At 44.6% G+C, this 13958-nt stretch carries 10 protein-coding genes; 8 read left to right on the top strand and 2 right to left on the bottom strand.

The window, feature by feature from the left end; genetic code table 11:
• The first annotated feature begins 426 nt into the window (after nucleotides 1-426).
• Complete coding sequence (locus ABD894_RS06110) at nucleotides 427-4278, top strand: T9SS type B sorting domain-containing protein (protein WP_345210106.1); 3852 nt, start codon at nucleotides 427-429, stop codon at nucleotides 4276-4278.
• Between the two features lie 115 nt (nucleotides 4279-4393).
• Here ABD894_RS06110 and ABD894_RS06105 read toward each other — a convergent pair whose 3' ends face one another.
• Nucleotides 4394-5863 carry a hypothetical protein gene (locus ABD894_RS06105; RefSeq protein ID WP_345210105.1) on the bottom strand — a complete coding sequence of 490 codons (1470 nt, stop codon included), beginning with the start codon at nucleotides 5861-5863 and terminating at the stop codon, nucleotides 4394-4396.
• 241 nt (nucleotides 5864-6104) lie between these two features.
• On the opposite strand from ABD894_RS06105, the gene ABD894_RS06100 reads away from it, so the two are divergent.
• Together ABD894_RS06100 and ABD894_RS06095 are read left to right on the top strand one after the other, a co-directional pair.
• Complete coding sequence (locus tag ABD894_RS06100; protein ID WP_345210104.1) at nucleotides 6105-7763, top strand: M28 family metallopeptidase; 1659 nt, start codon at nucleotides 6105-6107, stop codon at nucleotides 7761-7763.
• The gene (locus ABD894_RS06095) at nucleotides 7763-7942 is read left to right on the top strand and encodes a hypothetical protein (RefSeq protein WP_345210103.1); all 180 of its coding nucleotides are present in this window, start codon (nucleotides 7763-7765) and stop codon (nucleotides 7940-7942) included. Before ABD894_RS06100 ends, ABD894_RS06095 begins: the two co-directional genes overlap by 1 nt.
• A gap of 240 nt (nucleotides 7943-8182) precedes the next feature.
• Here the strand turns inward: ABD894_RS06095 and ABD894_RS06090 are convergent, their stop codons facing one another.
• The gene (locus ABD894_RS06090; protein ID WP_345210102.1) at nucleotides 8183-9649 is read right to left on the bottom strand and encodes an aminotransferase-like domain-containing protein; all 1467 of its coding nucleotides are present in this window, start codon (nucleotides 9647-9649) and stop codon (nucleotides 8183-8185) included.
• 112 nt (nucleotides 9650-9761) lie between these two features.
• Here ABD894_RS06090 and ABD894_RS06085 point away from each other — a divergent pair, with 112 nt between their 5' ends.
• The 5 genes from ABD894_RS06085 to ABD894_RS06065 all read left to right on the top strand — a co-directional run bounded on the left by ABD894_RS06085 (nucleotide 9762) and on the right by ABD894_RS06065 (nucleotide 13681).
• Nucleotides 9762-10469 (top strand): aspartate/glutamate racemase family protein, encoded by a 708-nt coding sequence (locus tag ABD894_RS06085; RefSeq protein WP_345210101.1) that lies wholly within the window; start codon nucleotides 9762-9764, stop codon nucleotides 10467-10469.
• A gap of 74 nt (nucleotides 10470-10543) precedes the next feature.
• Nucleotides 10544-11140: a DUF4202 domain-containing protein gene (locus ABD894_RS06080; protein WP_345210100.1), complete on the top strand. Its 597-nt coding sequence runs from the start codon at nucleotides 10544-10546 to the stop codon at nucleotides 11138-11140.
• A gap of 88 nt (nucleotides 11141-11228) precedes the next feature.
• A complete protein-coding gene (gene kduI / locus ABD894_RS06075) occupies nucleotides 11229-12059 on the top strand; it encodes a 5-dehydro-4-deoxy-D-glucuronate isomerase (protein WP_345210099.1) in 831 nt (276 codons plus the stop codon).
• 16 nt (nucleotides 12060-12075) lie between these two features.
• Complete coding sequence (locus tag ABD894_RS06070; protein WP_345210098.1) at nucleotides 12076-12891, top strand: SDR family oxidoreductase; 816 nt, start codon at nucleotides 12076-12078, stop codon at nucleotides 12889-12891.
• 1 nt (nucleotide 12892) lies between these two features.
• Nucleotides 12893-13681, top strand: a complete 789-nt coding sequence (locus ABD894_RS06065; RefSeq protein ID WP_345210097.1) for a DUF4350 domain-containing protein — start codon at nucleotides 12893-12895, stop codon at nucleotides 13679-13681.
• Nucleotides 13682-13958 lie beyond the last annotated feature (277 nt).

Raw genomic sequence — 13958 nt, 5'->3', positions numbered from 1 at the left:
ACCATTAATGGTTCAGCTTTACACTACCCGTTTATATTTTCGATATTCTTTAGTACTGATAAGAAGGTGCCTTGTTTTTAAACATTTGGCACAAAAGAAAACCTTGATAGGTAAAAAGAAAAACAAGTGACAGATAAAATCAGGTGGTTTCGGAAAATGAAACGGAAAGCCGCATTTATGGCATTTCAGTTCGGGTTTTTCATAATACATAATGGTTAGATAGGATGTTATTGTAGTAAAAATAATTATCCGCGACCTTTTGTTATTTATTCATTACGTTCATTTTAGCCCTGCATTTTCCTTATGCTATAAAAGCTTTAACATGTGCTAAGTTTTTTTAAATTTGTTGATAAGCACTTGTGCTAAACCAATTAAATAACCGTGCCTGTAAACCACCACCGTTTTAATATTGTCTTTTTGTTTATAATGGCAGCTGTATTTTGCTGCGGTAATGTATTCGCGCAGGTTCCTGATATTAAATATCCGGGCTCGTATACTTTTGAGGTTAACACGCCTATTACACCCATTGTTCCTGTTTTAGATGGCACAATACCGGGTATACCTAAAGGGACAACTACCCTCGCCGGTACCGGCAACAGCGGAGCTACTAATGGTGATAAGAACACAGCCACATTTAATGCTCCGGACGGTGGTGCCACAGATATGGCAGGTAATTTATTTGTGGCCGATGCAGATAACAACCTCATCAGACGCATAACACCTTCGGGTGATGTTACCACTTTTGCAGGCAGCGGTTCAGCAGGTAAAAATGACGGCAAAGGCACAGCCGCGAGCTTTAATAAGCCAAGGGGAATAGCTATCGATGCACAGAATAATTTGTACGTGGCCGATAGTGAGAATAACCTGATCAGAAAAATAACACCAGATGGTGATGTAACCACCATAGCAGGCGACGGTACAGTGGGATATAAGAACGATTACGGTACGGCAGCGAAATTTAATCACCCGTTTGGTATGGCGCTTGATGCAAGCGGGAATTTATATGTAAGCGATTCAGATAATAACTGCATCCGCAAAATAGCCCCGGATATGCAGGTAACCACGCTAGTAGGCGACCCGGCAAAGGGCAGGGATGATGGTAGAGGCCAGGCCGCCCGTTTTAACCGGCCAACCGGTATTTATATAGGCGTGGGACAAGTAATATATGTTGCCGACACAGATAATAACCTTATCCGGTTGGTTGATCCATCAGGTGTGGTGAGTACTGTTGGCGGTACAGGACGGGCGGGGTATGCTAACGGGCCAATAGCGAATGCTACTTTTGATCATCCGTCTGCGGTTGTGCAGGATAGGCATGGGCATATCTATGTGGCCGATCAGGGAAATAATGCGATAAGAGAACTTACACTTGCTAACGTAACCACAGTTGCAGGTACTACTATAAGAGGCAGTGATAACGGAGAAAATTTGTCGGCCTCATTTAACGCGCCGGGTGGCCTTATGCTTGATCTGTATACCAATTTGTACGTTTCAGACACACGAAATAACAAGATCAGGCTGGTGTCCTTCGGTTCTTTTCGCGACTTTTTTCCGGGATTACCGCCCGGGTTAAACGTTAATCCGGTTACGGGGGTAATAAGCGGTACGCCAATCGCTGTAATAGGGCAAAAACCTTACATTATAGCCGGGTATAGCGCAACGGGTGTAAGCTACGTCAGTGTATCTATAGAAATAAAACGATCATCAAATCAAAACCTAAATGCGCCGAATATCAGTTACGAAACTCCTAAAAAATATGTAATTAACAATGCCATACCAACACTTTCGCCCGATATAAGTCGTGGCGGAACTATACCGGGTATAGCAGCCGGTACCACTACTTACGCAGGTACAGGTACTAAAGGAGCCGATAACGGCGACCGGCAATCGGCAACATTTGATGCCCCCGGGGGGATTACAATAGATAAGGCGGGCAATTTGTATATCGCCGATGAACAGAATAATAAAATAAGGCAGATAACCCCGGCGGGACAGGTAAAAACATATGCAGGCAGCGGCGAGATCGGAAAAGATAACGGATCACCTAACATAGCCAGCTTTAACGTGCCCTGTAATGTAGTAGCCGATGACTTAGGTAATTTATACGTTGCGGATACCTTCAATAATATGATTCGCAAAATTGAACCCGATGGTACAGTGAGTTCGTTTGCCGGTACAGGTATAGCAGGTTTTGCTGATGGCGACGGCACTACAGCCCAATTTTTCAGACCTTATGGCATCGCCATTGATAGGTTTGGTAACTTGTTTATTGCCGATACTTATAATAACCGCATTCGTAAAATAGATGTGGCTACGCGTAAAGTGACAACATTTGCAGGTGGGGCTCAGGGTAATACAGACGGTAATGGTACCGGCGCACGCTTTTTTAGTCCGTCGGCACTGGCGTTTGACCGCGATGGCTATTTGTATGTGGCCGATTCTGACAATAATCTTATCCGCAAAATAAACACCGCCGGTGATGTGGTAAGGCTTGCCGGAAGCGGTGCGGCAGGTAAAGAAAATGGGGTGGCTAATAATGCCAGTTTTAATTATCCGTCTGGTATTGTAGTTGATGCAAGCAATAGTGTGTACGTAGCCGACCAAAAAAACAACCTCATCAGAAGAGTGGAGTACGATGGCTTTGTAAGTACCGTTGCCGGAACGGGACTGCAGGGCTCCAGGAATGGCAATAATCTTCAGGCTACCTTTTACTCGCCAAATGGCATACTGATTGATAAGTATGGCAACCTGTACATTGGCGATACCAATAACCGTCTCATCAGGTACATATCATTCGGTAGTTATAAAATTAATAAAGAGTTACCTCCCGGTTTGATATTTGATACTGCCACCGGTAATATTACTGGCACACCAACCCAATTATGGCCACCAACAGATTACTTTGTTACGGCTACCAATGCGTATGGTACAGGAAGTACAGTTGTAAACATTGAAGTAGTCTTACCATCGGCAGATCTGCCTCAAATAAGTTATCAAACACCACAGGTTTATATAGTTGATGAAGCTATTTCACCTTTGGCCCCTATTAAAAACAGTGGTACGGCCACATCCTATGCTATAGATAAAACTTTACCGGCCGGGCTTACCTTTAACACAACAACCGGGGTAATAAGCGGCAAGCCAACAACGCCGTCACCGGTAACCGAATACAAGATAACTCCTATCAACGCGGCGGGTAACGGCCCTGCGGCAACACTTACTATAAGTGTAGAATCAAACATGACGCTAACGTTTCCGCCATTGCAGGTGAAAAATATTTGCGATGTTGATTTTGCACCTGGCGCAAGTAGCGTAAACCAAATATTTTATACCAGTAGTAATCCTTTGGTTGCTACTATTGTGGCGGGCAAAATACACATTACCGGGCCGGGCACTACCATTATTACAGCTAACGATGGTAACCCGCCGCCAATACAGCAAACCCTAACGGTTAACAGTATTGATAAACCGACACTAACCATAGGCACAAATGCAAATTTACAATGCGACGGGCGAGATGTAACCTACACTGCCGTACCTGTTGGCGCGGGTAATAATCCTACCTATCAATGGTATGTTAATGACGTAGCGGCAAACGAAACAAGGGGCTCGTTTACCATTAATACCTTAAAAAATGGGGATAAAGTTACCGCTGTAGTTACTAATAATAGCACATGTGTGCCTTTATCCTCCGACCCATCAAATGCTATAACTGTCATTATTGAGCCGCTTACAACCACCTCAGTAACTATAAGCAGTAATATTACAGGACCGGTTTGCGGGGCTACACCTGTAACATTCAGGGCTACCGCGCAAAACACACAGGAAATACCTATTTTTCAATGGCAAATAAACGGTAATGCAAGCGGTAGTAACAGTGCTACATTTACTACAAGTGGTTTAATGGATGGTGATGTTATTACCTGTACCATAAATTCCGGCGGATTATGTATTGTTAATCCTTTCGCGGTGTCTAACGCTATTACTGTAGCTGTGTTACCCGAAAGTGAATGCGTAGTTAAAATACCGAATACCTTCACCCCAAATGCCGACGGATATAACGATACCTGGACAATCACCGGCCTAAGCAAAGCACCAAACTGTGTTGTTAACGTGTACAACCGTTATGGCACCATAGTTTACCAGTCAACAGGTTATTCAAAACCCTGGGACGGCACATCGAGCGGCTCTGCAATCCCCTCGGGAACATACTATTACATGATAGACCAAAGAAACGGCCGCCCCCGACTGGCCGGCTCAATCACCATCCTAAGATAAACCAGGAATCAAGACCAAATTAAAATTATCAGACCTAATCCCATAAATCAGGGTTGAATCAAGGTCAAAATCAGGTCAATCAAGAAAAATTCTATAAATCAAGGTCCAATCAAGGTCAATGTTCTTCGCTCAACTTATGCGATATCGTCTTTATCGCATTATCCAACTGCTCGGCCGAATAACCAAGGTATTCCTTTGTTTTTCTGATCTCTTCGGGGTTATCGCTTGCACGCATAATATCCAACAGGCCAATAATATTTGAAAGGTGGTTGCGTACCTCGTGCGAATTAATAAATGCTATCTCTTCCTTTTTATTGGTGAACAGCAGTTGCTCGTACTTTCTTTTTTGCTTAATGTTGAGGTAAAACATCACCAGTACCACCACTGCCAAAAAGATGAATATGATCACAAATATCAGCATCATCCGTTCCTTACGGTATTTGGCCGCCTTGGCAATATAGGTTGATTCCATGTCGGATATTCTCAGCTGCGAAGAATTATCGCCCACCTCGGTAAGGTTGTTAACGTAGCCTTTCAGTTCGTTAAGCGCGTTTTTATATTGTTCGGCTTCCTGTTTGTGATCGTTATGCTCGCCGGCTATTTTACCCAGTAGTTCGTACTGCTGGTATTTAACCTCCGGGTGGTGCAGCTGCGTTTTTTCGTTCAGCATTTGTTCCAGGATACGTCGGGCCGAATCAGGCTGCTTATTGTGGTAATACGCATTGGCGAGGTGTTGCGGTTCGAGGTCGCTTTTTACGTATACACTATCTTTAAGCAGGGTCTTGATCAACCCTATGGCCGTTTTATAATCATGCTTTAGCAGGGATAAATAATACGCGGTACGTTTTTGGTAAGTAACCAATTTATAGCTCGAATTACCGGGACCGTTCAGCTTTTTGTTATAAAGCAGCAACGAATCGTAATTCCTTATCCTGAAAAAGTTTTCGGCCTTGTTATAGTTGATGAGGGTAAACAGATTAGGGTAATCAAGCTTATACTTGTAATATGCCGCCTGCGCCTTGTTCAGGTAATATAACGACTGGCTGTAGAAACCATTTTTATAATACACATCTGATATATTGATATTCAGCAGGTTTTGCAGGTAGATGTCGTTCAGTTTTATAGCTTCCTTTTTAGCGAGGCCGTAGCTGTATACCGCGCTATTGGCATTGCCCTTATCGGTTTGTAAGAAACCCATATTGCTGTAAAACAGGTAAAGCAGATAATGGTCGTCGGTTTTATGGGCATATTCAATGGCTTTTAGTATAGCGTTTTCAGCCTCTTTGAGTTGTAAAAAGCGTTTGTAGTAAATACAATCAATAAAGTATTTAAGCGCTTCTTTATTTTCAATATTAAAGCGGTAAAGGGTATCGGTGAGGTTTTTTCTGCTGGTTGCCAGCGCGGCTTCGGGCGCGAAAAGAAAGCGCACTTTTAAGTAGTTGACCAGCTTTTTTTCGCGGGTATACCTGTCGGTTAGTTTTATGTAGTCAATTAAGCTGTCCTGTTTTATAATAGCCTGTTTTGCAAGCGAAACACTACAGCATAAGCCAAGCAATAAAACCGATAAATACAGTTTTTTTAACATGTAGATGCGCTTAAATTGTTGATCACGTATACGGTTTTATAATTCTTTTATACGATAAGGCATTATCTAAGTTAAACAATAATTTACATTGCTGTATTTTATTAGTGTTTGCATGGCGGGTAAACAGTATAGTATAAGCTTGTGTAACAATTATAAGGCTATTCATATTAACTTCAGTTTTAATGGCCGAAGTTTTATTTTTGATCGATACCATATTAAACTACCATTAGAAATACATAACATGAAAAGATATTTTTTAATACTGGCTGCCGCTGCAATAGGTTTGGCTGCATGTAACCCGTCTGCCAAAAAAGAAGGCGATACCATGACCGATTCAACAGCCCTGAAGGCTATTGACGATACTTCGTTTTCTAAATATATCAGCGTACTGGCTTCTGATGACTTTGAAGGCCGCAAGCCATTCACCACCGGCGAAACCAAAACCATTAATTACCTCGAAGCCGAGTTTAAAAAGGCGGGTCTTAAACCGGGTAACGGCGATAGCTATTTTCAAAAAGTGCCTATGGTTGATATTATGTCGACCCCGGCGGGTGATATGCAGATAAAAGGGGCATCAGGCAGTTTATCATTAAAATACCTTGACGACTTTGTAGCCGCTACGCGCCATGTAAAGCCGCAGGTGAAGGTGGAGAACTCAGATATTGTATTTGCTGGCTATGGTATAGTAGCGCCCGAATATAAATGGAATGATTATGCCGGACTGAATGTAAAAGGCAAAACGGTAGTGGTAATGGTGAACGATCCCGGTTTTTCTGATACTACCTTGTTTAAAGGCAAAACCATGACCTATTATGGCCGCTGGACTTACAAGTTTGAAGAAGCCGCCCGTCAGGGTGCATCGGGTATCATCATTATTCATGATACCGCCCCGGCCAGTTATCCGTGGACGGTAATTCGCAGTGGATGGTCGAAATCGAAACTGTATTTGGCTGCCGCCGATAATAATAGTTCACGCGTGCCGGTAGAAGGGTGGATCACTTCAGATGTAGCCAAAAAACTATTCAAACTGGCTGGTAAACCGGCCGATTTATTACAGCAAGCCGGTAAGCCGGATTTTAAACCGATTGATCTGGGCTTGAAATTATCTATCACCCTAAACAATACTATTAAAAGATCCACCTCAAATAACGTAGCCGCCATTTTACCGGGCAGCAAACGTGCCGACGAATACATCATTTACTCAGGCCACTGGGATCATTTAGGCAAAGGCGAAGCCGTAAACGGCGATTCTATTTACAACGGCGCGGTTGATAACGCTACCGGTACTGCTGCGTTACTGGTACTGGCGCACGCTTTCAAAAAATTACCAACTCCGCCCGAGCGTTCTATCTTATTCATCGCGTTAACCGCGGAGGAACAGGGCTTGTTGGGCTCTGAGTATTATTCGGCGCATCCGCTGGTTTCGGTAAATAAAACCGTGGCCGATATTAATATTGATGCCATGGAAGCATCGGGCAAAACAAAAGATATTGTGGCTATAGGCTACGGCCAATCCGAACTGGAAACATACCTCGAAGAAGCCGCTAAAAAGCAGGGCAGGGTAGTAGTGAAAGACCCTAACCCATCGGCAGGTTCATATTTCCGGTCAGATCATTTTAACTTCGCCAAGGTGGGTATACCATCCATATTCACAGGCAACGGAATTGATAATATTGCTCATGGCAAAGAATGGGGCAAAAAACAGCAGGAAGACTACAACGAGAACCGTTACCATGCCCCGGCAGATAACTTTGAACCCGAAAAATGGGATTTCTCAGGCATGGTGGAAGATCTGCGCTTACTGTTTGATGTAGGCGAAAAGCTAAGCAACGAAACCACCTTCCCCGGTTGGAAAGAAGGCTCGGAGTTTAAAGCAATCCGCGAAAAGAGTTTACAATAATGAAAAAGGGCAGTGTAATAGCTGCCTTTTCATTATTTAGGTTTTTCATCGCTGTAATGACGACAAGGGGAGTCTGTCACTTCTCTCGTCAGCAAACAGCTTCGGGTGAAAGCGGGCAGAACTGCGGCAGCCAGGAGCGTAAAGGCGGGCATAGGAGCTTGTTGCATGTGAGGGATTGAGTGGTGGGGCAAAAGTTCCAGCCCAAAGTTCTGCACGCTTTGCAGCGCAAAGGCCCTGTGCGGTAAAGAAGCCTTTTGCTGGACAAGGGTTTTGTTACTTTTGCCCTCAAAAGTAATGGGCCCTGCGGCCAAGAGCAGGCTGACATTAATAATAGCACAAACACACCAACGTATAGATTGCGTCTTTTAGGAAATGTAATAAAGCAGTTTCGTCGCTTATACGGGTTTTCAATCAACCCTTTAACTTCCAATATTCAACTGTGCTTTATACAAACTTTTCACCAACGTCCCCACAATTTTCAACGAGTGATCAATCTCCTTGGTAAATGGCGAACCAAAGCTGATACGGATGCAATGCGTGAAGCGTGCATCGGTACTAAATACATGGCCCGGGTAAAATATGATATTGTACTTTAAAGCCGCTTTAAAAACCTCAAAGGCGTTAATGTTTTTGTGCAGCTCTATCCATAAAACATAGCCGCCTTTGGGCTGGCTTACCTTCGTGTCATCCGGGAAATGCTCGGTGACTGCCTGTATATAACGCAGGCATTGGGTATGCAACGCCTTGCGCAGGTTACGCATGTGTAGATCAAACCTGCCTGTTTCAAAAAACAACGCCACGGCAGCCTGTGTTGGCGTTGCGGCCGCTACGGTATGGATGAGTTTGCTGTTGATCACCTTATCGGTAAACCGGCCCGGTATGCACCAGCCCACACGGTAACCCGGCGCCAATGTTTTTGATACTGAAGAGCATAGCAGCACCAGGCCTTTTTTATCATAACTTTTGCAGGTACGGGGGCGGGTTTTACCAAAATATAGTTCGCCGTAAATATCATCTTCAATCAACGGGATCTCTTTTTCGGCCAGTAGCTCAACCAGTTGTTTCTTCTTTTCGTCGGGCATGGTGCAGCCCAGTGGATTAGTGAAATTGGTCACGAAAAGGCAGGCCTTAATATTCACTTTCTCAATAGCATCGGCCAGGTATTCGAGGCTGATACCGGTTTCGGGGTCGGTAGGTATTTCGAGCACTTTAAGCCCATGGCTTTTCATGGTGTTGAAAATACCAAAGTAGGTGGGGCTCTCTATAGCGATGGTGTCGCCCGGTTCGGCGACTGCTTTCAGGCAAAATACCATGGCTTCCATACAGCCCTGGGTAGTTACTACATCGTCGGCACTGATGCTGCCACCCCAGCTAAAGGCGTTGCGGGCAATGTGCTTGCGTAACTCAATATTCCCCTGCACGTCGTCGTAATTAATGCAGCTATGCGGACTTCTCCTTATCGCCTCGGCCATGGTTTTGTTGAGCTTGCTTTCGGGCAGCAGTTCAAGCGCGGGTGTGGCATTGGTTAGTTTTATTACACCCTCGGTACGTATGTTTTTGTAGGTCATGGCCAGCATTTCGTCCACGCTTACATTTTCGGGTTCTTTTTTATAGATGGATGCCTGCGGAACAGCCCGGTGACGCTGATTATAAAAACGCACATAATAGCCCGATTTTGGACGCGCTTCTATCAATCCGCGAATTTCCAGTTGGGTGTAAGCCTTAAAGGCCGTGCTTAAACTAATACCCTGCTCTTTACTCAACGCACGTACCGATAACAGTTTGTCGCCGGTTTTTAAAACACCGTCGGTAATGTTCCTTTCCAGCTTTTCGGCCAGTTGGTTGTATAAAAACTCATCGTGCTGCTGTACCCTGTTATGCTCCATTGTGAAAATCTGTTATGGTCAAATATATAAATTCTGCATCTGTTTTCGGTGCTTGTTTTTGCTGATTTTTGAATTAAGTAATTATCTAATCACAAATAACGATCATCATAAAATGAAAATAATCGGATTAATAGGTGGCATGTCGTGGGAGAGCTCAGCACTTTATTACAGGCATATCAATAAAATGGTTCATCAGCAATTAGGTGGCATCCATTCGGCACAAATACAAATGCACAGTGTTGATTACGACCCGATTGTTGAAATGGGCCGTGTTGGAAACTGGCAGGGCGTAGCCGATATTACTACAGATATCGCTGTGAAACTGGAAGCTTCAGGCGCGGAATGCATCCTGATCTGCTGTAATACTGTACACCGTATTGCCGATGAAGTGGAGCAAAAGATCAGCATCCCGCTGATCCATATTGCCGATGTAACCGGTGAAGCGATACAAAAAGCAGGCTTAACCAAAATAGCGCTGTTGGGTACAAAGTTTACGATGGAAGGCGATTTTTTCAAGAGCCGCATCCTGCAAAAGTTTGGCATTGACACCATAGTACCAAACGATGCAGACAGGGATTATTTGCATGATGCCATTAGAAATGAGTTTTGCAATGGAATATTCAGCGATAGTACCAAGCAGCATATTATCACTATAATTAATAAAATGGTGTCTGAAGGCGCGCAGGGTGTGATATTAGGTTGCACCGAATTGCCTATTTTGATATCGCCCGAAGATTGCAGCATTCCTGTTTTTGATACCACGCTGATACACTCACAGGCGGCCGTTAAATTTTCGCTGGAAGAGTTGGCCGTGGTTTAATTGCGTTAACGGCTCAATCAAATTAAAGATATTTATATTGAATAAGTATCTTTAATTTTTTAATACCTTATTTAATGATGAGCCGTACAGAAACCGCTTTTGAACAATTTGATAACTATAACAAGCAAGACCCGCACACCTTTACCTGGGAGGGCGAAACCTATCCGCAGGAATATTTTTTAGCTGTTAAATTGTACGAGTGGGTTTTACAGCTCGCCCCTGATGCAAGTGAAGAGTTGCTGCTGGCCTCTCGCAGCCAGCATATTGGCCGCTGGGAAATACCCCGCAATACCTACCCCGATGGCCGCGAAGCCTACCTTAAATGGCGTAAAGATCTTGGTCTTTTCCATGCCGAAACGGCAACCGCTATATTACAAAATTTGGGCTACAGTGATGAGCAGATAGCACGGGTGAGGCAAATCATCCTGAAACAAAAAATTAAGGCAGATGCCGAAGTACAAACCATGGAGAACGCCCTTTGCCTGGTGTTTTTGCAATACCAATACGAAGAATTCTACCAAAAGCACGATGCCGATAAGGTGATCAATATCCTGCGTAAATCTTTACTGAAAATGGATAGTCACGGGCATCAGTTCGCTTTAGGTTTAACTTATTCCGATCAGGGACTGCATTATATACAGGAGGCACTGAAACTGATCACCAAGGCATAAAAACAATATCCGGCTTTGAATAAGCCGCTATAAATTGTACACTTGCTTTACCGAATATCTATCTGTTAACCTGAAAAAACATACTACCTTGAAAGTACTACACAGCGTTCATCCTCACGATTTTAAGAGCTACCAAACCGATACCATCAGGGAGCGGTTTTTGATAGACGGCATCGTTCAGCCCGATCAGATCAATTGCACCTATACCCATTACGACCGTATGATCGTAGGGGCGGCCAACCCGGTTAATCAATCCCTGGAGTTGGGCAATTACCCAAACCTCCGGGCCAATTATTTTCTGGAGCGCCGCGAGATAGGTATTATCAATGTAGGCGGCAATGGCACGGTAACAGCCGACGGGCAAATTTATGAGGTAAATAAGCTCGACTGCCTTTACTTGGGTAAAGGCGTAAAAAGTGTTGTGTTTTCAAGCGGGGATGCTGCAAATCCTGCGGTGTTTTATCTGCTATCGGCACCGGCGCATGCCGTGTATGCCAACAGGTTGATGTCGCACGAAGAAGCGGTAAAGGTAGTAGCAGGTGCGCCCGAAACAGCGAATCATCGTACTATCAATAAATATATTCATGCCGAGGGAATACAAAGCTGCCAGTTGGTGATGGGCTTAACCATTTTGCACACCGGCAGTGTATGGAATACCATGCCCGCGCACGTGCACGACAGGCGGATGGAAGCCTATTTTTACTTCGGCCTGCCTGTCGGACAAAAGATATTCCACTACATGGGCGAGGGTAATGAAACCCGCCATATCCTCATAGATAACCACGAAGCGGTAGTGTCGCCACCGTGGAGCATCCACTCGGGCAGCGGTACGGCCAGCTATAGTTTTATATGGGGCATGGCCGGCGAAAACCTCGACTATACCGATATGGATGCCATTGCGATAACAGATTTGCGCTAACATTAATATCACAACATTGGAAAATAACTATTCTTTAAAAGGCAAGGTAATTGTAGTTACGGGCGGCACAGGCATACTGGGCAACTCATTTGTGAATGGTATTGTAGCAGCCGGTGGTGCCGTGGGGATACTGGGCCGCAATGCGGATGTTGCCCACGAGCGTGCCGATGCCATTAACCAAAACGGAGGTAAGGCCGTCGCTTTAGTGGCCGATGTACTCAACGAAGCCGAACTTACAGATGCCAAAGAAAAGCTGATGCTAACGTTTGGCCGGTTGGATGGCCTTGTGAACGCGGCGGGCGGCAATATGCCCGACGGTGTTTTGCAACCCGAAGATGATATTTTTAATATGAGCATTGAAGGTATGAAGCGTGTTGCCGATCTTAACCTCTGGGGCACCATCATCCCTACGCAAATTTTTGGTGAGGCTATTGCCGAAACAGGCAGGGGGAGCATCGTTAATATTTCATCCATGAACTCCAAACGGGCTATTACCAAGGTATTAGGCTACAACATGGGCAAAGCAGCGGTTGATTGTTATAACCAGTGGTTTGCCGTTGAACTGGCTAATCGTTACGGTGATGCTATCCGCATGAATGCCCTTGCACCCGGCTTTTTCCTTACCGAACAAAACCGGAACCTGCTTACTAAACCCGAAGGTGGTTATACGCCAAGAGGGGAGGCGGTGATCCGCCAAACGCCGTTCAAACGTTTTGGGCAGCCCGATGAATTGATAGGCGCGTTGGTATGGTTGCTAAGCGATGCTTCGGCATTTGTAACCGGCTCGATGATTTGTGTTGATGGCGGTTTCTCAATTTATGGGGGAGTATAACATGATAAAGAAACATTGGTGGACAGTGCTTTTAGCATTGCTTATAACGGGCACGGTACATGCGCAAACCGTTACGCTCGATTATTATTTTAACCACGAAACCCACGCCGGTAAAAACGGGCAGCAGCAACGCTTCCATTACCTGTGGGAAGATGCCGATAATACCGGTTTTTCTATTTGGGGCGAGATCTTTAAAAAGCATGGCGCTGCGCTAAATTCGCTGGATGTGGCACCAACTATTAATAATTTGAAAGGAACATCCATCTACATTATTGTAGATCCCGACAATGCCAAAGAAAGCCCGGCACCCAATTATATGAGCGATGCGCATGCAGCACAGATAGCGCAATGGGTAAAAGCAGGCGGTGTGTTGGTGTTAATGGCCAATGACAGCGCCAATGTTGAGCTTGAAAATTTTAACATACTGGCAGCAAAGTTCGGGCTGCATTTTAATAATGAAATGCAGAACCATGTAGTTGATGATAACCACTTTAACGATGGCAGCGCGGTAATAGCAGACCGTACCTTATTTAAAACCACGCAAAAGGTATTTTTAAAAGATGTATGTACTATTACAGCGGGTAAATCAGCCAAAACGGTACTCAAATCTGCCGATGGCACTGCTGCCATAGCGATCGCCCTAAAATATGGTAAAGGCACTGTTTTCGTCGTTAGCGACCCCTGGCTTTATAATGAATATGTAAATGGCCGCCTCCCCAAAGAATACGAAAACGACAAAGCCGCCGATGATTTGGCGCAATGGCTGATAAGTAAAGCCAAAGGGAAGTAAATGTCTGGTAAAGAAAAAGCCTTACGAAGTTTTTAAAACTTCGTAAGGCTGGAAGGTGATTAAAGCGGGGTGTCATGGTGAGCTTGTCATTAAGTTAAGCGCTCGGCGATTTCAACTCACCCGGTCTTAGCTTCGCTCGACCACCCTCTCTATGCTACGCATAAAGAGGGGACTCAAATTTTCACGATCTTTGCGTGAGTTGACTAAACTCGCGGTTGGTTTAAATATGTACTTCCTAACTTAATGACAAGCTCACCATGACCCTTTTCCTCACAAA

Source organism: Mucilaginibacter gynuensis, assembly GCF_039541195.1.
Taxonomy (GTDB): domain Bacteria; phylum Bacteroidota; class Bacteroidia; order Sphingobacteriales; family Sphingobacteriaceae; genus Mucilaginibacter; species Mucilaginibacter gynuensis.
This window is presented reverse-complemented; position numbering and strand designations above follow the sequence as displayed.